Raw genomic sequence first — 19,279 nt, forward strand, 5'->3', positions numbered from 1 at the left:
TTCATCAAGTTTTCACTTTTATAGTGTAATTTTTAGAAGAAACAAATTTTAAATGGCTACCTATTTTTTGAATAACAAGAAAAAGTAATCTAAATTTATCTTAAACTGTTTATTCAGCTTCTAAAATGAAGCTATCTGATAAGAAAAGTTTTCAAAAAAATACTAGAAATTTTATTAATTTTGCTTAGCAATTAAAAGAATTTTAAGAATTACTCATTATAATACAAGATGATAATAAGAACTGGAGGTATGTAAATGGGCAAAATGAATAAAAAATGGGTCACTATCTGTTCAACTGCAATAGGAGCGATATATGCTACTGGCTACTTTACAACTGAGATTCAAGATCCGAATGTAGCATCGCCAAAAACTGAACAGGTCAATGTACCGTTAATTAAAAATAATATTGTAAAAAAAAGTTTATATAAAAATGGAACTTTTTATGGGATGGGTTCTAATCGTCGTGGATCGATTCAAATCGCCTTAAAGATAAATGAAGATAAAATAATAGATGTAGAGATAAGTAATTATGGTATGCATTATTCTGAGAATGATATTGTAAATTTACCAAATGAAGTAGTAAGTGTTCAAAGTTCACAAGTTCGGAATGTGTCAGGAGCGACATATAGTACACAGGCCTTTAAAGATGCTATTCAAGATGCTCTATTAAAGGCAAGGAACATATAATGAAGAAAATCATAGGAAAAACGAAATTATTTATGGATACGATTGTTGATATTAAAGTAGTCACATCAAAATCGTTAGAGGAAACGGAAGCTTCAATTAATCGTGCATTTGATTTTTTTCGAGAAGTTGAAAGGACATGTAGTCGATTTAGTTTGGATAGTGAACTAATGAAGGTGTGTAAACAAATTAATAAACCAGTAGCTGTTAGTCCATTATTATTTGAGCCATTAAAATTCGCGTTAGAGGTGGCTAAATGGACAAATGGACTATTTGATCCAACGGTCGGTCAAATAATGGAAAATGTTGGGTTTAACCAACATTATTTAACAGAAGAGCTCATACAAAATAATACATCTAAAAAAGTTACTTACTCGGATATTTCCTTAAATGAAGAAGATAAAACAATACTTTTAAAAAAGCCATTAGTGATTGACTTAGGTGCTGTTGCCAAAGGATTTGCCATTGATCTTGCTGTAAATGAATTGAGACAATTTGACGGATTCATTGTTAATGCTGGTGGGGATCTTTATGCAGGAGGTTTAGATGAATTAGGTGATAAATGGAAAATAGGAATTCAGCATCCACAAAATAAGGAAAATATCATTCACACACTAGAAATTTCTAACATGGCGATTTGTACTTCTGGAAGTTATGAGCGTAAAAGTGGTTTAAAGCCAGGAATTCATCATATTATTAACCCAAAAAATAAAAAATCACCAACAGAGTTGATTAGTTGTAGTATCATCGCACCATATGCAATGATGGCTGACGCATTTTCAACTACATGTTTTTTAATGGGAAGAAAAAAGGGACTAACTCTATTAGAAGAAGTTGGTTTAGAGGGTATTTTAATTTCATCCGATTTACAAATTTATCATAAAGGAGTGGATACTATTGACTATTAAACAATGGATAAAGTCACCAAAAGGATATGTGATTCTGTCCTTAATGATTTTACTCTTAATTGCTACAATTGATTATCAAACCAGTAGAGGAGTAATTAACTGTTTGATCGCCGTTTTTGTGGCAACAATCACGGATATATTCTGTTTGTTAATTTTAAAAAGGAAAAATATTAAGCCATACGGAGCAGTTATTACTGGAATGATTGTCGCGATGATTTTAAGTATAACCACTGCATGGTATGTGATTGTTTTCACTACAATCATTTCAATTCTATCAAAATATATAATTGTTTTTAAAAGGAAACAAATAGTTAATCCAGCAGTTTTTGGTCTATTAATGTCTATCATCCTTTTTCACACTGAACAAAGTTGGTGGGGGGCATTTGGAGATCTTCAAGGTTGGACAAATATATTTTTATTAATCGCTGGGTATATGGTTGTAAGTCGTGTAAATAAATTCCCTATGGTTTTTTCATTTTTAGGAACCTATTTCATTCTCTTAATATTGACTAATCTGTTTCATATTGGAGATGCATCGGATGCTTTTCGTAGTCCATTTATAAATGCATCGCTTTTCTTTGCATTTTTTATGCTCACTGATCCTCCTACATCGCCAGCCAAAGACAAACAACAAGTTATTTTCGGTTTTATATGTGCACTAGTAGGAGTAACTATTTATACATTATTTGGAGGGTTAACCTATTTATTTACAGGCTTGATCGTAGGCAATTTATTTAATTTATTGAAACCAAAACCCTCAATTCAAAAAGTCAAACAAAGGAATCAAACCTTTCATAAGGTATGATTTTAGTAACAAATGATAATGTTAGTTTTTCCCATTATAAACAAAGAAAAATTTCAATTGAATCGTTTTTTCTGAAATCTATAATTTTAAGACTGTTCCATCTTTACACAATAATAAAATTCTATCTCAAAGCAAAAAAGCTCAGATTTTTTCTGAGCCTTTTTTATGACTACTGATTTTGGATTCTCACATTCATTAAACTTGTTAGAAAAGAACACTAAATCGCAAATGTTTCTGTTGATTTAAGCAGATAACGCTCTATAAATTCAGCTAATCCATCATTTTCATGATGTCCAGTTACAAAATCAGATGCTGCTTTAACTTCTTCGCGAGCGTTCCCCATTGCCACACCTGTGCCAACATGACGAAGCATTTCAATATCATTTGGTCCGTCTCCTATAGCTACTACTTCATTTGGATTAATTCGATATGCACGAAGTAGTTTTTTAATAGCAGACCATTTTGAAACATTTGGAGCAACCATTTCAAAACCGTCATTCCAATTTATGACTTCAGCTTCCTCTTTAAACAAAGCAGATATATTTTGTTCATCTGTTCGAACACTATATTTAAGCACATCATTATAATTAGCCAGTCTTAAGTCACCAATGTATCGTGGTGGTATTTGCCCAACTTTTGTCCAATAATCAATTTCTTCATTTGTTTCTTTACAGTAAAGTCCATTTGCTGTATGGATAATAACATTACAAGAGTCTTCAGCAGTCAAATGATGGAGTAGTTCTTCGTTCACTTTGACTGTTTCCATTTGAATCATTCTTCCTGTCTCACCATCATGAATGGCGGCACCGTTCAAACAAATCATCGGAGTTTGTAATCCAATTTCTTTATGGTAGGGAGCGGTCACTTCAAAGTGTCGACCAGTTGCTAGAAAAACCATGACTCCTTGATTCATGAGCTTATTAATGGCTTCCATATTTCGGCGAGAAATGTTGTTTGAGACTGTTAAGAGTGTACCATCCATATCGATAAATAATGCACGAATATTCATTTATTCTGCCCCCTCATTTGAAGTTAAACCCATCATATCATCTGAATATTAAAACCTAGTAAACTCAGTGTATAGATTTATTGAAGATTAATGAGTAACAGGAGATAGAAAAGAATAACCGCAAATGTGATCACAGCATTGCATGGATGTATTAGAGAATTAATTTAAATATAAATTGAATGCTTTTATTGTATATAAATTAGAAAGTACGAAAAAATAAAGTAGGAAATATAATGGAAATTCTAGGCAGACTATATTTAATACTTAGAAATTAGTAAACAAACTCGATTGGGTGGTCTAAATGCGTTTAAAATCAAGTGAACGAAATTTAAATAATCAAGAGTCCGAGAAAGAAAAAAAGTCAATAACGTCCATATTTCAACAGGCTGCTAAATCGAGTGATTTCTACCAATTTTCATTATCTGAAGAGCAGGATCTAACCATTAGCTACTTTAAAAGTATGGTAGATGCCGATAAAATAAATAACCTTTTACTCCCGTCATTACAAGAGCATATTAAGAAAATTAGTACAATTAATGATGTGAAGAAGTCGATTCCTTTTGAGGATGTCCAATTTACGAATGACCCACTAGAGATCGAAAAAAAATTAATAAAAGGATATGTTATTCTTGAATTCAAGTATTTCAAACGCTATTTGACGATAAGCGTAGAAAATGCAAATCTTGGTTATCGTGAGAATAATGATACAGAAAATGAATTTAGTGTTATCGGTCCTAAAGTTGGATTTGTTGAAAATTTAAGTACTAATCTTCATTTACTTCGAAAACAATTAGCTGTACCTGAGTTAGTTTTTGAGGAAATTAAAATAGGTTCGATGTCTAAAACAGAAGTAGTTATTGCCTATTTGGATGGAATTACGAATCCAGAATATGTACAAACTGTTCGTCAACGATTGGAAGACATCGACTTCGATGTTATTTTTGATAATTCACAGATTGATCAAATTATTTCAGATAACTCAAATACACCTTTTCCAATTTTTTTATCTACTGAACGGACTGATCGGGTTGTATATGCAATGGTAAATGGGCAAGTTGCTATCCTTTCGAATGGATCACCTTACATTATTACTGGACCAACTACTATATTGGATTTTTTCATTTCTCCTGAAGATTACTATCTAAATTGGGTACTTGGATCGTTTTTTCGAATCATTCGGATTATAAGTGTAATTTTCTCTTTGTTTGCTACACCAATTTACGTAGCAATCTTAACATACCATTATGAAGTTTTACCTGATGATTTATTGCAACCCCTCATTAGTTCAAGAGCTCATGTTCCATTTCCTCCTATATGGGAAGCCATTTTTTTGGAGACTACCATTGAACTGTTAAGAGAAGCAGGAGCTCGATTACCAACAAAAATTGGCCAAACACTAGGAATTGTAGGTGGTATTGTAATTGGACAGGCATCTGTTCAAGCTGCACTAACGAGTAATATTTTACTGATCATTGTATCACTGTCTGCACTTGCTTCTTTCACAACACCTATATTTAAAATGTCAAATGCTATTCGACTTTTGCGGTTTCCACTTATTTTACTTTCAGCTTATATGGGTGGTTTTGGAATAATAATAGGATTTGTTCTTTTGCTAGGGCATTTATTAAAGCTTAAATCATTGGGAAATCCGTATATGGTTCCTTTATATCCTTTTAGAATAAAAAGCTTCGGCGATAGTTTTATTCGGTCATCATATCAATTTACAACGACTCGTAGTAGATTTTTAAGACCTCTTTCACTAAAAAGATATAATCCTAATCAAGATAAGGATGATCGTAATAATGAATAGAATAAACCGAAAAAATTTATACTTTTTTTGTGCTTTTTTTCTACTAACCTTGTTACTGTCAGGTTGCTCTTTTCCTCGGCAAAAAATTATTGATGAAATACAAATTCTATCAGTATACGGTTTTGATAAGGTTGATGATCATTTTGTTGGAACGGCACTATATTCTGATTTTACCGATGTAGGAAATAAGGGGAGCTCCGTCCTACAGGGAAGTGGTAAGAAATCCCTATTAATTAAACAAGCTTTAAATGAACAATCCCCAAAACCGATAGAAATTGGAAAGTTGAACCTTCTTATTTTTGGAAAAGAACTAGCTGAAAATGGGGTGTCATATTTTGTTAAGGCGGTTTGTAGGGATCCATTGCTTGGAAGCAATGCGCTATTGGCTGTTTCAGAAGAACCAGCAGGAGAATTATTAAAGAAAAACAAAGAGAAAGACAGCAACTATATCTATAAATTGGTTGAACAAAATTTTAAGAACCAATTTGTACCGCTTCCAACATTTCATAGTTTTTTATTTGATTATTATGGAGAAGGTAGAGATGCTTCAGTACCCTATATTAAGATAAATCAAAACGAGAATATTGAAGTGAACGGACTAGCTGTATTTAAGAAGGACAAACTTGCTCTGATCTTAAATCCAAAAGAAAGCTTACTGTATAAAATATTAAGAGGAAGAGTAATTAGAGGACAAACAGAATTTAATATTCAGAAGGGAAATAAAATTGATGTTGCAATATTAACGATTTTAAATGGGAATGAAAAAAGATTAATTAAAACCAATAAGAAAAAAACAAAAATGAAATTTGATATTACTCTAAATGGGATGGTAAAAGATTATCCAGAATGGCTAGATTTAATGAAAAGAAAAAATAATCTATTTTTAAACAATCAATTGGAAAAACAGATGAAAGAAGATTTTGAAAATCTATTATTAACCTTTCAAAAACATCAAGTCGATCCTTTAGGTATAGGTGATTTAGCACGAGCACATTCGAAAAAATGGAACGAAAAGGAATTTTATGAAAATGTGTATCCAACTATTGAATTCGATGTGAATGTAAAAGTAGTATTATCTCAATCTGGGATTGGCGAATAAAAAAATGGAGGAGATCGTCTATGAGTAAACAATTAAAAGAAAGTCTGACAGTATCTCCCTTTTTTTTATTATTTCTTATTCATAGTACCCAAACAGGTGTTGGCTTACTGAATTTTCAAAGTAATATAGTAAAAGGAGCCGGACAGGATGCATGGGTTTCGGTTTTACTAGTTGGTATCTCTATACATATCATTATTTGGATAATGTATTATTTGTTAAAGAAATCAAATAATGGAGATATTATGTCGTTACACCAACAATTATTTGGGAAATGGATAGGAAATATATTAAATACCTTTTTTTATATTTACATGCTTTTAGTCATTACAACGATCATTCGGTCCTATATAGCAGTTCTTATTACTTGGGTTTTTCCATATTTTCCAATTTGGCTCTTATCATTTATTATGCTTTTTGTTATCACATATTTGGTCATTGGAGGATTTAGAGTCATTACAGGAATATGTTTTTGGGGAGTAATAATACCTTCTCTCTTATTGTTAACATGTTACTTTCCATTGAAATATGCTTATTGGACGAATTTATTACCTGTTTTTAATCATAGTATAAGTGACTATTTCGTTTCAGCAAAGTATTGTATTCTGATGTACTCTGGACCTGAATTTTTGCTTATTTACTTTCCGTTTATTAAAAATAATCAAAAATCTCAAAAATGGGCACATATATCACAAGCGTATACAATCATTTTATACTTATTTATTACATTCGTTTCATTCGCTTACTTTAGTCATGGACAACTTAAACATATAACTTGGCCAACCCTTATGATGTCAAAAATTATTCGCTATCCTTTTATCGAAAGATTTGAATATGTATATATCTTTTTATGGCTCTTAGTAATACTGCCTCCTTGTTGTATGGCATTGTGGGGAGCGTTCCGAATTTTAAAAGAATCGTTTCAATTTAAAACTAGAAAGTCTTTATGGTTCTCAATAATTATTGTTCATATCATGGTGATCAGTCTCAAAAGTAAATTGGATGTGGAGAAAATAGGGACTTTTATGACATATGCTACTTCTAGCTTTCTTTATTTTTATATACCAATTTTGTTTATTATTTATTTGGTTTTTCAAGCTTTTAAGAAAGCCGATCGTTTTGGGAGAAATTAGTTTGATACATAAAGTAAATAGTAATTTTTGAGTCAATATTCACTTGGGGACTTCAAATAAGTAAAAAGCTAACAAATAAGTTAGCTTTTTCACGCTGTTGAAAAACAGCCTTGTCAATTAAATTACCAAATTTTCGTAAAAGGAGTAGAGTGATGTTGATTTCCATTACAGGATGCTCGCTTTCCATGGGGCAGGATTCTTTAGCCTCCTCGGCAAGCCTGCGGGGTCTTTAGCCTTCCCGCTAATCCCATAGGAGTCGAGCACCCCTCCATTCCAATCAACTTTTTCATCAAAAAAAGTATGCAATAAATCCTAATCAAATAGCCTTTACTTAGAGTAATCTAGCAGTTTTTATTAATCAGTTTGTAGTTCTATTAATATCGAACATTAAACTAAATTAGTCAAATGATTTGTTTTTCTAAGAATAAGCTCATAATTTTTTTACTTCTGAAAAATATGTCTAGTGTTATTGGAATCATAAAATTGCTCGAACATATTAACATTTAAAACCATTACAAGATCATACAGAAAATGATAATTTCATCATTATTAAATGTTCATTTAATGTCCGTTTTCCCTATTGATCATTTTATATTTCAACACTCTGAAAAAGCTAACAAATTAGTTAGCTTTTTTTACTTTACATATTAAATTAATTTTATTTTATCTTTATCTCTACCGAACTAATTTAAAATGAATAACTGATTAGTGTTTGCTCTCGACTTATTATAAAAATATTTACAGGAAGGGTATATTTGTATTAATTAATAGCATATAGAAAAAAATACGGATTCTCCTTTTTTTGTAGAAAATTAGTGAGATTCTAAGGTTTAGAACGAGCATTCTCAAATAGCTGATTTGATGTCGGAGTAACATTTATAAAACTATTACTGGATCAAGATTAGATTTGTATTAAATCATATATTTGATACAAAAAGTTTATATTTTAGAAACATTTATTTGCTATGATTAGATAAAGGTCAATAATGCATACATCATATTGAATTTAGAGGTGAAAATATGAAAAACAATTTTAAAAAATTAACAATGATTGCGATTAGTAGTTTCATATTATTATCTGGTTGTATAGAAGCTAAGGCTCAGAAAAATGAAAGTGTTTCAAAAACTGACCCGATACTTGTTGAACTAAATAAACTGACTCTTAAAGAAAAAATCGGACAAATGATGATCGCTGGTTTTGACGGAACAACATCAAGTAATGCAGATACTCTTTTAAAAAATTATAAGTTAGGCGGCGTAATTCTCTTTGGAACGAATATAAAAAGTCCGAGTCAATTAGTAAACTTAACAAATGACATAAAAACATACAACAAAAATAACAAGGTACCTTTGTTTATCTCTGTCGATCAAGAAGGCGGTAGGGTAAATCGCATGCCTTCAGCTGTTTTAAATACACCTTCTGCGAGAACAATTGGAAATAAAAATAATATGCAGTACGCATATAATATAGGTAATATGATTTCAAAAGAACTATCATCCTTTGGATTCAATACAGATTTTTCACCAGTATTCGATATACAAAGTAATCCTAAAAATACAGTAATTGGAGATCGTTCGTTTGGTACAAATTCGAGTATTGTTTCAAATATTGGTATTGGAATGATGGATGGAATTCATAAAGGAAACACAATTCCTGTCATTAAACATTTCCCTGGGCATGGGGATACATCAGTAGATTCTCATTTAGAACTTCCTATAGTGAATAAAGACCTAGCAAGTTTAAAAAAGTTTGAGTTAATTCCATTCAATAATGCAATAAAAAATTATGCGGATATGATGATGGTAGCTCATATAGTAGTAAAAAAGGTAGATTCAAAGTATCCAGCATCTATGTCAAAAGCGGTGATAACTGATCTTTTACGAAAACAATATGGTTATAATGGGGTTGTCATAACGGATGATATGTCAATGGGCGCTATAGCGAAACACTATAACTTAAGTAACGCAGCGGTTACTTCTATTAATGCTGGAAGTAATATAATATTGATTGGACATGGAAATGAAAACGTTAAAACCATCTACAATAGTATCTATTCAGCCGTGCAAAATCACAAAATATCAGAAGACACAATCAATAAAAGTGTCTATAAGATTTTAACTTTAAAACAAAAATATAAACTTAACAATAATAAAGTTCAACCTGTAAATGTGACAAATTTAAATAATCAAATTAAGAAAGCAGTTACTTATAACAATGAAACTAGTAATAAGCAGTACTTACTCTTAAAAAATATTTCAACAAAGGCGAATGAAGGAAAAATTATCAATGCAAATTTTAATGTAACGAATTCGACTATTGACGGGGTAAAGGAAAAATGGGGAAAAGAAAACAGTAGTGTATATGTCGCCGCTGCTAAAGGAACATATAATACTTACACAAAGAGAAACGTAGTAGTTGGCTATCAAAAAAGCCATTTAATATTTGAATTACGTTCTTTTGATCCACAGTTAAACTCTTTAACTATCAATAATATAAAAAATTATTTTGGCTCACCTAGTTCAGAAGTTACTACTTCAAACAATGAAAAAATCATAACGTATTCAATTGGATCAAAAAAGCTTAAATTTGTTTTTCCTTTAAAGAAGACAAATATTGTATTGGATCATTATTCAATTTACAATCCTAATAATGTTAATAAATAATATGAGTAATTAAGTGGTTAGTAAATACGTAAAATAACAAACTATCAACCTGTTCCTGAATCGGAGCAGGTTTTTTCTTTTTCTGAAATTGTAATTTTAAATGTTAGTGTTTTGTTATCAATGTGATATTGAGTAAGAAAGCATGAAGTAATATCTTTACATGAGTACATAATTTTTTATAAGTCGATTTTGATTTAATTTGATCAATGCGAAAAAGGGTGAATTGTATTGTTTTATTTATTAATCGTGGTTGGAACTATATTAGCGTACATTCTGTTAATTCTACCTGTATATGTATGCGCAATATTTCTGGTAGTTGGTTCATTATGTTCATTTATTGCAATATATATTGAATTAACTATTATAGAGAAAAAAGTAAGAGCTAATTTATTATAAGCTATATAAATAATCGCAAAATAAGTAATTGTTTTTAGTTAATTTGAAAAAAAAGAGTGTAGAATTTTTAAAATTACTACACTCTTTACTCTATTACATATCCTCTTGTTCAAACATATAACCATATCGAGGAACAGATATAATCTTATGTCCGTATTTACCTAATTTCTTACGTAATCTATATAAAAGGGTATTAATTTCTTCCCGTCCTACATCAGGCTGCTCAATATCTTTCGTCATTCGTTCCGGCCAAACATTTATTTTAATTTCATTATAGCTAACTGCGCTATTGGCTCTTTGATATAACAACAAAAATAATTCTGTATCTTTACTAGTTAGATGGATTCTTACGCCGTCAATTAAAATTTCTCTTTTAACTACATTTACAGTTATTCCAATGCTATCGTTTATTTGTTTATCTAAAACTAATGGCATATCAAGTGTGTCTCCAAGGTTCTGCTCTGATAGATTATGAAAAATAAGTACAGCGGCACCACTTGCAAGACTTATACAATCGCCATCACGAAGGAAAAATGGTTTATTTTTCTCTATAGAAATATGATTAACTTGTGTTCCATGTTTACTCATGAGATCAACGATGGTGTAATTTTCTTCTTTATCGAAACTAATTAAAGCATGTTTTCTTGAAATATATTGACTTGTAAAAGGAATATCTGGGAAATCATCACCCCACGTACGACCTAGCAACGTTTCATTAAAGGAAATGGGAATTCTATTTTGGTTTGTGGCTGTTTCTCCTTGTTTTATAGAAAGATACACATTTTGAATACTCATGAAGTTACTCCTTTGAAAACTAATCTAGTTAAACCAAAAAAGAGTATATCATATGCAACTAATTTGTAAAGATAATTGATTGTTTATTGTGTCTTCTAATTTGTATATGCAAATTGAAAAGAGCTAATCGTCATGTATTCGATTAGCTCTTTTTTCTGTTAATTGAGGCATACTTACAATTATTTCAGTTTAGAATTCTTATTCAGCTTTTCAATATTTTCATTTCTTTCTCCGCCATCAGAAAGGTCTTCTGAAAATTCATGGTCTGCTTTCTTGCCTAACAGAAGCTCAGATGTTCGGATTGTGCTAGATGGCAAATTATTATTCGCTGCGGCTTGTTCATTCCATTTACCCATTAAAATCACCTCTTAAGATTAGTATTGGAATTTGTTCATGTATTTATTTAGAATCATGTAAAGAAATGAGTATGCCAGAAGAGTAAAAGCAGAGGTGAAGACATTTGTAAGAATACTTTACCAGTTGTCTCATATCGTTTAATAGAGAGAAACGTGATGAATGAATAGTGTTTTATGGAAGAGAGGATGCCACTGATGAAACGTTTTGCAACGTATTATCCATATGAACAAAAATTAGTGATCGAGGGTCATCACAAACTCATTCAAAAGGAAACGAAAAATCGACAATCGTTTGTTGATTCAAGATTCATGTTCGCTCATTTGGCCATAGAGATAGGAAAGAAAGTGGTACTAGTCTGGTTCGGAGTAGTTGTAGTAGGTTTACTGATTCCAACAAGTAAACTTTTTCTACACCCAGTCTTCATGACCATAGAGAATGCTTACTACCATGCAATCGATTGGTTGTATTATGATGTTGGGCAACATATTCATAACTTATCATCAATGAAGATGAGTTCGAGTCACTATACTGTTTCAATTGATGCACATCAAACACAAAGTAGTCCCATTGCAAAAGACGGTCATTTTATTCTTGAGAAAATCGATGGAAAAATGAAGCATCATTTCGAAGGAGTTAAAGATTTTCTGGAACGAAATAAATGAAGAAAAAACTCCTTGCCATGTTGGGGAGTTTTTATATTGGTTATATCATAATATCAGTTGGAATTGAAGACTATAGCAAGGCATACTTGCATAAAAGTCGATAGAAATTATATTTGTTTTATAAACCACACAATTATATAATTGTGTGAAAAAAGGATGCATATTATGTCAATTAATTCTTTTGAAAATTATCCGATGAGTTGGAAGCCATCGATTGATAAAAATAAAAAGCCCATCTATCAGGCAATAGCAGGGCAATTGGAAAAAGATATTTTAAATGGCGTTTTATTACCTGGGACTAAACTTCCCCCACAGCGTGAACTGGCCGATTATTTAGATCTAAATCTTAGTACAATTTCAAAAGCGTTTAAAGTCTGCGAGTTAAAGGGATTGTTAAGTGCAACAGTGGGAAGTGGGACATTTGTATCTTATGATGCATTATCGAATGCGTATTTACTTGAAGATACTAAGCCGAAGCATTTAATTGAGATGGGTGCGACACTTCCTGATATTGCTTCATATGAGCCATTATTACTTCAACTGAAAAACATGCTGCAAGAGTCAGATTATGAAAAATGGTTTGGATACGGAAGAGCAGGGGAAAGTTTGTGGCAAAAGGATGCAGCTATAAAGCTAATCTTAAGAGGTGGATTTGAAACAACAGTTGATCATATTTTATTTGCAAATGGGGGTCAAAATGCGATTGCTGCTACACTGGCAAGTCTTTGTAAGCCTGGAGATCGCATTGGTGCTGACGATCATACTTACCCTGGCTTAAAAACGATTGCAGCGATGCTTAGCGTACAAATCGTACCAATTAAGTCAGAGAATTATGAAATGAGTCCAAATGCTTTTGAATATGCTTGTAAAAATGACAATATTAAAGGCATCTATTTGATTCCGGATTATCATAATCCGACAGCTTCTTGTTTGTCTATTGAAAATCGTAAAAAAATTGCAGCAATAGCTAAAAAGTATAATCAGTTCATTATTGAAGATGCGACATATAATCTCCTTAATGAAAAACCAATTCCAGCAGTAGCATCATTTGCACAAGAACACAGTATCTATATTGCGAGTTTATCAAAATCAATAGCACCGGGGTTACGCTTAGCCTATGTTGCTGTGCCTATTCGATTCAAAGAGGCAATTTCAAAGGCACTTTATAATCTAAATATATCAGTTTCCCCTTTATTTTCAGAACTAGCGGCACGTACAATTGTATCGAATCAATTTGAAAACATAATTAAGATTCATCGTGAAGAAACCATTCGTAGAAATCAAGTCGTAAATAAATATTTGTCAGACTATACCTGTTTAGGTACTGAAACAGGTATATTTCATTGGTTACTGTTACCGGGAAAACTCACAGGTGCTGAATTTGAAAAGTTAGCTGCACAACAAGGGGTACAAGTGTATGCGGCGGAACGCTTTGTGGTTGGAAAAAGTTGTCCAGAGCGGGCTGTTAGGGTTTCCGTCTGTGCACCAGAAACGCTTGAAGAGCTTGAGCATGGATTGATGATTCTTGAACGATTACTACAAGATCTTAAGTAGTATCAATTACCATACACTTATTAAATTGTTTGCCACACAATTATAATGTTGTATGGTTTTTTTGTGCGTGTTAAGATGTTTGAAAAATAGAATTATTAAGTAGAATTAGTTTTCTAGAAAGTGGATTGAATGTGTTACGGGTTAGAGATTAATCGTTTTAGAATTATGATTAAATTACGTTTATACAATATTGACGTTGTCAGAGGGAGGACAATATATGGACAATCCTGTAATTATAGTTGGTGCAGGTTTAAGTGGTCTACGTGCTGCATCACTACTTACTGAAAAAGGTATTAAATGTAGAGTTCTAGAAGCAAGAGATAGGATTGGTGGTAGGGTTTTGAGTACTTCTGATCTAAACAGACCGGACCTAGGCAAATTTGACCTTGGCCCTACGTGGTTTTGGCCACAGTTTGAGAATCATATAGCTAACCTTGTAAAAGAACTAAATTTAGAAACATTTGAACAATATATGAAAGGCGAAATATTAATAGAACGTTTTCAAATAAAACCACCAGAACGCTGTGTACTGAAGGAAAACTCAGACGAAAAATGGCTTAGATTAACTGGAGGTGTGCAGTCTCTTATCGATGCTCTAGCAGACAAAATACCCTCAGAAATAGTTGAGTTGGAGACACGAGTTGAGAAAATTCAACTGAATGAATCTGGTAATATCACAGTTGAAGCAGAGCTTTCTAATGGGATGAGAAAAAAATTTCCTACAGATGCTGTTATTTTGGCATTGCCACCACGTCTTGTGGCGAAACACATTGAATTTTCACCTTCACTTCATCCAAATCTTATTACTGATATCGTAAAAAAACCTACGTGGATGGCGGGACAGGCCAAAGTAGTAGCAGTCTATGATCGTCCCTTCTGGAGAGAATTAGGACTTTCTGGATACGTATTGAGTGTAGTTGGTCCCTTAGAAGAAATATATGATGCCTCTCCTATTAAAGGCTCTGGTGCATTATTTGGTTTCTTTGGAATGCCACCAGAAGCACGTAAAAAAATGGGTCAGGATAAAGTTTTAAAATTGGTTGTTGACCAATTAGTTAAACTCTTTGGAAGTGAAGCTAAAAACGTAAAAGCTATTTTTTACAAAGATTGGTCCACAGATTCTGAAACTACTGTTGAGGAGGACTTAAGTCCTCTTAAAAATTACCAAAGCTATGGTCCACTCTCAGTAGAAGGCATGTGGGGAAAGAAAATTATATTTGCTGGTACAGAGACGAATTCAGATTATAGTGGACATCTTGAAGGTGCTCTTTTGTCAGCTGAAAAGGCGGTTGCTGAAATCATTAACTATCGATTGAAAGGAGTACGATAATGGATTTATACTTTGATCACCTAGTTTGGTTCTTCAAAAAACCAGAGAATGCAATTTTACCCTTAAAGGAAAGAGGAATTCATGTTGTAAAGGGAGGGCGTCATGAATCTTGGGGTACATATAATACCCTAACTTATTTTGGCTTAAGTTATATTGAATTTTTAGGAATTGAAGTTTTATCAATAGCTGAAAAACATGAGGAAAATCGATTAATTACGCAAATCGTAGAACAGCTAGCAAAAGAAAATCGGGAAGGACCTGCGACAGTAGCAATTAGAACGAATCAAATTGATGAACTAGCAAGTAAACTAAAAGCAAAAGGACTTACAGTATATGGACCGCTTACTGGGGAGAGAGTTCGTGCTGATGGTCAAGTAATCAGATGGTCATTGTTATTCCCAGAATATCCGGAAAAAAAGGTTAAGTTACCATTTTTTATTGAATGGGAAAAATCAGATGAAGAAAGGCATTCGGAATTAGAGGAACAAGGATTTATCGGATCACATATAATAGGTCAACCCAAATTGGAAAGCATTGGTTTTGTTGTAGATAATTTAGATAAGACATTAGAAATTTGGGAGAATTTGTTTGGCCTTAAACAAGAAGAAGAGTTCACTGATTCCGAAATCAATGCACGGTGTAGAATATTAAAATTGAACGGAACTAATTTATTATTTTGTACACCTATTGGAGATGGTCCGGCTGCTACGGTATTAAAAGAAAAAGGGCAGACACCTTTTTTAGTAAACCTTTCTCATACGAATCAAAATCACTTTTTTGAAATGTTGGATGGTTATTGGAAGTTCCAATAATTTATTTAAAGGTGAACCCATTACATATTAGCGTCAAATTCGTTGGAACGATAGCGGTTTGACGCTTTTTTTTATGTTTCTAGAAATTTTTAAGATTTCAATCACTCAGGTTGAGTACACTATGATTATATGATTTACTAATTATTTTTTTTAGTGTTGCAAAGAGCTTGTAAAAAACTTGTAAAAAGAGTGTAGTCTAATTTGCATTAAATTGTTACATTTCTAAGTTAACATATATAAGTATATGTCAAGCTTAGGGAGAAAACGATGAAACGAATTATTAATAAACTAATATTAGTAGCTGCAAGTTTATCACTCACTTTACTTCCAAAAGGTGTACTTGCAGAGACTTTACCAAATACAAAGATTAAGAGTATTCAAGATAAACGAGTAAAAGTTCAAAAAGAAGCGCAAAAAGCGAAAAATGAGATGGATCAATTAAAAGATCAGCAAAAATTGTTAGTAAACTCTTTAGATTCAATTAACTTATCCATTGAGAATGCAAAAATAAAGATGAGCCAAAAAGAGGCAGAAATAATAAATGGTAAAAAAGTAATAGAAGAATTACAAGCTGAAATAGAAGGATTTCAAAAACGGTTAGATCAGCGTCAAGTAATTATAAATAATCGTTTAATTACAATACAAAAATCGGGTGGAAATAACTCATATTTAAATGTTATTTTTGATGCAAAAAGTTTTGGTGATTTAGTTCAGCGAATAAATGCTATTGGTAAATTTATGAATGCAGATCAAGACATTGTTAAGGACCAACGGAACGATTTAGAAAAAGTTGAATTAAAAAAGAAAGACTTAATGTTAACTCAAAATAAGTTAGAAAATGATAAAAAAGATCTTCAAAATATAGAACTTACACTTGTTAATCAAGAAACTCAAATGAAGGCAATATTAAGCAAACTTAAGGATGATGTAAATGAAAAGGAACAAGATATTTTGAGTTTAGAAGAACAGGAAAACCTATTAAAAGATCAGGAAAAAGCAATAAAAGCCGCTTCAAGTATTACAGGTGGTGATTTTACTCGACCAGCGGAAGGATATGTATCTTCAGGTTTCGGATATCGTTCATTTGATCATGAAACGCATTTTGGCGTAGATATTGCAAAAAATGGAAGCACACCGATTGTCTCAGTAGCAAATGGCGTTGTCATACGAGCTTACCATTCATCTAGTTATGGTAATGTTGTCTTTATTACACATAATATCAATGGAAAAGTATTTACATCAGTTTATGCTCACATGCAAAAGTATCAAGTCTCAACAGGGCAAACTGTTTCAAAAGGACAAAAAATTGGAACGATGGGAAATACTGGGCATTCTTTTGGACAACATCTTCACTTTGAATTACATGATGGACAATGGAATGAAGCAAAATCAAACGCTGTAAATCCAGCGAAGTATATTAAGTTTTAGGATTTTATAAAACTATTCCTCCACACACATAAATTTTCATACATCTGCTGGAATAGAAGATATGGTGTAAATCCAAATGAAATTAATGCAGGAAGAAGTAGGAATCGATATTCGTAACCAAACTTCTTATGAAATATATTATGAATCTAAATAGCCGAGTTGATTCTCGGCTATTTTTTATATTTTTTCAATTATTTGATCCAGCAATGTGTTGTTCACCATTTTTTGTGGGACAAGTGTCGGTGAGGAGGGAGGGATCATTAACTTCCATTTTAGTTTCTTGCAGTATTGTTTTATAAGAAAAAATTACAAAATAAAATATATATTTGTTTAAACACTTCTGAGCAATAAATATTAGGAGGAAAAAATTTGCTTGCAGTCTTACCGGCTTTAATAATAATTTTTGTAATTTCTATTATTGTTTATTTTATTTTCAAAATAGTTAGAGGTATTAAATGAAATTCTCAAGATGCTACAACCGGACTTTATATAATGGAGGATAATAATGAATGAAAAATAATTATAGTAGAAGGAGTATAAGGCGGTGCTTCTGTAGACGCTCGTCTATGTAGGCTTAAGGAGCAAAATCATTTTATATTAAAAACAAATTATTGACGATATACCCCACAGGGTATATAATCACTTTTGTAACATAATATTTTTTAGTAAGTGAGGTATCAAATTGTTTTTAATTTTAACATTGATAATTGGTTTGAGCTTAAGAAAACTATATATTAGGTACTTTCCAATACGTGATATTAAATGTGTGGATTCATCATCTATAACAAGTGAAATATCAACAACTCAAATTATAGATGTAAGAGATTATAATGAGTCCAATAAAATGCCTATTATAAATGCTTTGAATATTCCTATAGGCTATTTAAAAAGATCGTATAAAGATATTTCAAATATTGAAATTCATATTGTCGCTTCAAATAAACTTGAAAAAAATTTAGGTATTCGTTTTCTTAGAAAAAAAGGCTTTAAAATTATAGGTTATTCATTGACTACTTGTGATTGTAAGTAATTCAAACTGTTAGGAAGGAGGAAATACATGAAATATGACGAGAAGATGAAAAATAGAATGAAGCGAATTGAAGGACAGATACGAGGAATATTAAGAATGATGAATGAAAATAAAGATTGTAAAGAAGTTGTAACCCAATTATCAGCTATTCGTTCAGCAGTCGATCGTTCGATTGGAGTAGTAGTAAGTTCTAACTTAGTTGAATGTGTTTTAGAAGCAGATAAAAATGGTAATAAAACGAAAGAAGTTATGACAGAAGCAGTCAACATGCTAGTGAAAAGTAGATAAAAAGCTTTAATTTTTTTTAGAATATTATATACCCATATGGGTATGTGTATAATTTTCAGATGTAGCAGCTTATTTAGCTGATGCAGAAAAAGGAAATGTGAATTTATTTATTTAAAAAGGTGGGTCTAAATGGAAAATTTGAAATATATCATCACAGGACTTTTATTCTTAATAGTAGTAAAGAGTTTTCTGCCGATAAAGGGGATTAGACAGATTTCAATTACAGAATTAAAAAATGAGCTAAAAAATAAAAATAAACAATTCATTGATGTTCGAACACCTAGTGAATATAAATCCAACAGCATTCGTGGTTTTAAAAATATACCCCTACATGTATTGGATTCGAAGATTAACCTACTTTCAAAGGACAAAGAAATCGTAGTGATTTGTCAAAGTGGAATGAGAAGTAAAAAGGCAAGTAAAAAGCTTAAAAAACACGGTTTTAAACAGGTGACAAATGTAAAAGGCGGCATGAGTCTTTGGAAATAAAAACATTAGTCGAAGATCTACAATGAAAG

Annotated in this window: 18 protein-coding genes; 15 read left to right on the plus strand and 3 right to left on the minus strand. The window is 31.7% G+C overall.

Going from position 1 to position 19,279, the window contains the following annotated elements; genetic code table 11:
• The first annotated feature begins 255 nt into the window (after positions 1–255).
• The 3 genes from BM319_RS02900 to BM319_RS02910 are packed head-to-tail and all read left to right on the plus strand — an operon-like array spanning position 256 to position 2,397.
• Positions 256–687, plus strand: a complete 432-nt coding sequence (locus BM319_RS02900) for an FMN-binding protein (RefSeq protein ID WP_091021266.1) — start codon at positions 256–258, stop codon at positions 685–687.
• Entirely contained in the window at positions 687–1,592 is a 906-nt protein-coding gene (locus BM319_RS02905; protein WP_069032236.1) for an FAD:protein FMN transferase, read from the plus strand. Before BM319_RS02900 ends, BM319_RS02905 begins: the two co-directional genes overlap by 1 nt.
• Positions 1,582–2,397: an RnfABCDGE type electron transport complex subunit D gene (locus BM319_RS02910; RefSeq protein ID WP_069032237.1), complete on the plus strand. Its 816-nt coding sequence runs from the start codon at positions 1,582–1,584 to the stop codon at positions 2,395–2,397. Before BM319_RS02905 ends, BM319_RS02910 begins: the two co-directional genes overlap by 11 nt.
• Positions 2,398–2,614: 217 nt before the next feature.
• Here the strand turns inward: BM319_RS02910 and BM319_RS02915 are convergent, their stop codons facing one another.
• A complete protein-coding gene (locus tag BM319_RS02915; RefSeq protein ID WP_025569129.1) occupies positions 2,615–3,406 on the minus strand; it encodes a Cof-type HAD-IIB family hydrolase in 792 nt (263 codons plus the stop codon).
• Positions 3,407–3,707: 301 nt separating this feature from the next.
• On the opposite strand from BM319_RS02915, the gene BM319_RS02920 reads away from it, so the two are divergent.
• The 4 genes from BM319_RS02920 to nagZ all read left to right on the plus strand — a co-directional run bounded on the left by BM319_RS02920 (position 3,708) and on the right by nagZ (position 10,109).
• Positions 3,708–5,216, plus strand: coding sequence for a spore germination protein (locus BM319_RS02920; protein ID WP_025569128.1), 1,509 nt, complete (start codon positions 3,708–3,710; stop codon positions 5,214–5,216).
• Complete coding sequence (locus BM319_RS02925; RefSeq protein ID WP_175495539.1) at positions 5,209–6,315, plus strand: Ger(x)C family spore germination protein; 1,107 nt, start codon at positions 5,209–5,211, stop codon at positions 6,313–6,315. Before BM319_RS02920 ends, BM319_RS02925 begins: the two co-directional genes overlap by 8 nt.
• Before the next feature lie 20 nt (positions 6,316–6,335).
• Positions 6,336–7,445 (plus strand): GerAB/ArcD/ProY family transporter, encoded by a 1,110-nt coding sequence (locus BM319_RS02930; protein WP_029715373.1) that lies wholly within the window; start codon positions 6,336–6,338, stop codon positions 7,443–7,445.
• Positions 7,446–8,465: 1,020 nt separating this feature from the next.
• Positions 8,466–10,109, plus strand: a complete 1,644-nt coding sequence (gene nagZ, locus BM319_RS02935; protein ID WP_091021268.1) for a beta-N-acetylhexosaminidase — start codon at positions 8,466–8,468, stop codon at positions 10,107–10,109.
• Between the two features lie 489 nt (positions 10,110–10,598).
• On the opposite strand, the gene BM319_RS02940 is transcribed toward nagZ, so the two are convergent.
• The gene (locus BM319_RS02940; protein ID WP_025568846.1) at positions 10,599–11,300 is read right to left on the minus strand and encodes an FHA domain-containing protein; all 702 of its coding nucleotides are present in this window, start codon (positions 11,298–11,300) and stop codon (positions 10,599–10,601) included.
• Positions 11,301–11,479: 179 nt separating this feature from the next.
• Complete coding sequence (locus BM319_RS24530) at positions 11,480–11,656, minus strand: hypothetical protein (RefSeq protein WP_175403464.1); 177 nt, start codon at positions 11,654–11,656, stop codon at positions 11,480–11,482.
• A 195-nt stretch (positions 11,657–11,851) separates the two neighbouring features.
• Here BM319_RS24530 and BM319_RS02945 point away from each other — a divergent pair, with 195 nt between their 5' ends.
• From BM319_RS02945 to BM319_RS02980, 8 genes are all read left to right on the plus strand, one after another.
• On the plus strand, positions 11,852–12,319 hold the full coding sequence (locus BM319_RS02945; RefSeq protein ID WP_091021269.1) for a hypothetical protein: 468 nt from the start codon (positions 11,852–11,854) through the stop codon (positions 12,317–12,319).
• A 165-nt stretch (positions 12,320–12,484) separates the two neighbouring features.
• Positions 12,485–13,873: an aminotransferase-like domain-containing protein gene (locus BM319_RS02950; RefSeq protein WP_139226472.1), complete on the plus strand. Its 1,389-nt coding sequence runs from the start codon at positions 12,485–12,487 to the stop codon at positions 13,871–13,873.
• A gap of 217 nt (positions 13,874–14,090) precedes the next feature.
• Positions 14,091–15,203, plus strand: coding sequence for a flavin monoamine oxidase family protein (locus BM319_RS02955; RefSeq protein ID WP_091021271.1), 1,113 nt, complete (start codon positions 14,091–14,093; stop codon positions 15,201–15,203).
• Entirely contained in the window at positions 15,203–16,015 is an 813-nt protein-coding gene (locus BM319_RS02960) for a VOC family protein (RefSeq protein ID WP_069033054.1), read from the plus strand. The genes BM319_RS02955 and BM319_RS02960 overlap by 1 nt, the downstream gene beginning before the upstream one ends.
• Positions 16,016–16,282: 267 nt before the next feature.
• Positions 16,283–17,443 carry a murein hydrolase activator EnvC family protein gene (locus BM319_RS02965; RefSeq protein WP_069033055.1) on the plus strand — a complete coding sequence of 387 codons (1,161 nt, stop codon included), beginning with the start codon at positions 16,283–16,285 and terminating at the stop codon, positions 17,441–17,443.
• Between the two features lie 682 nt (positions 17,444–18,125).
• On the plus strand, positions 18,126–18,473 hold the full coding sequence (locus BM319_RS02970) for a rhodanese-like domain-containing protein (RefSeq protein WP_025568840.1): 348 nt from the start codon (positions 18,126–18,128) through the stop codon (positions 18,471–18,473).
• 27 nt (positions 18,474–18,500) lie between these two features.
• On the plus strand, positions 18,501–18,761 hold the full coding sequence (locus BM319_RS02975) for a metal-sensitive transcriptional regulator (RefSeq protein ID WP_025568839.1): 261 nt from the start codon (positions 18,501–18,503) through the stop codon (positions 18,759–18,761).
• A 129-nt stretch (positions 18,762–18,890) separates the two neighbouring features.
• Entirely contained in the window at positions 18,891–19,250 is a 360-nt protein-coding gene (locus BM319_RS02980) for a rhodanese-like domain-containing protein (protein ID WP_091021272.1), read from the plus strand.
• The last annotated feature ends 29 nt before the right edge of the window (positions 19,251–19,279 follow it).

It is taken from the genome of Bacillus sp. UNCCL81 (assembly GCF_900112535.1).
Lineage (GTDB): Bacteria > Bacillota > Bacilli > Bacillales > Bacillaceae_G > Gottfriedia > Gottfriedia luciferensis_B.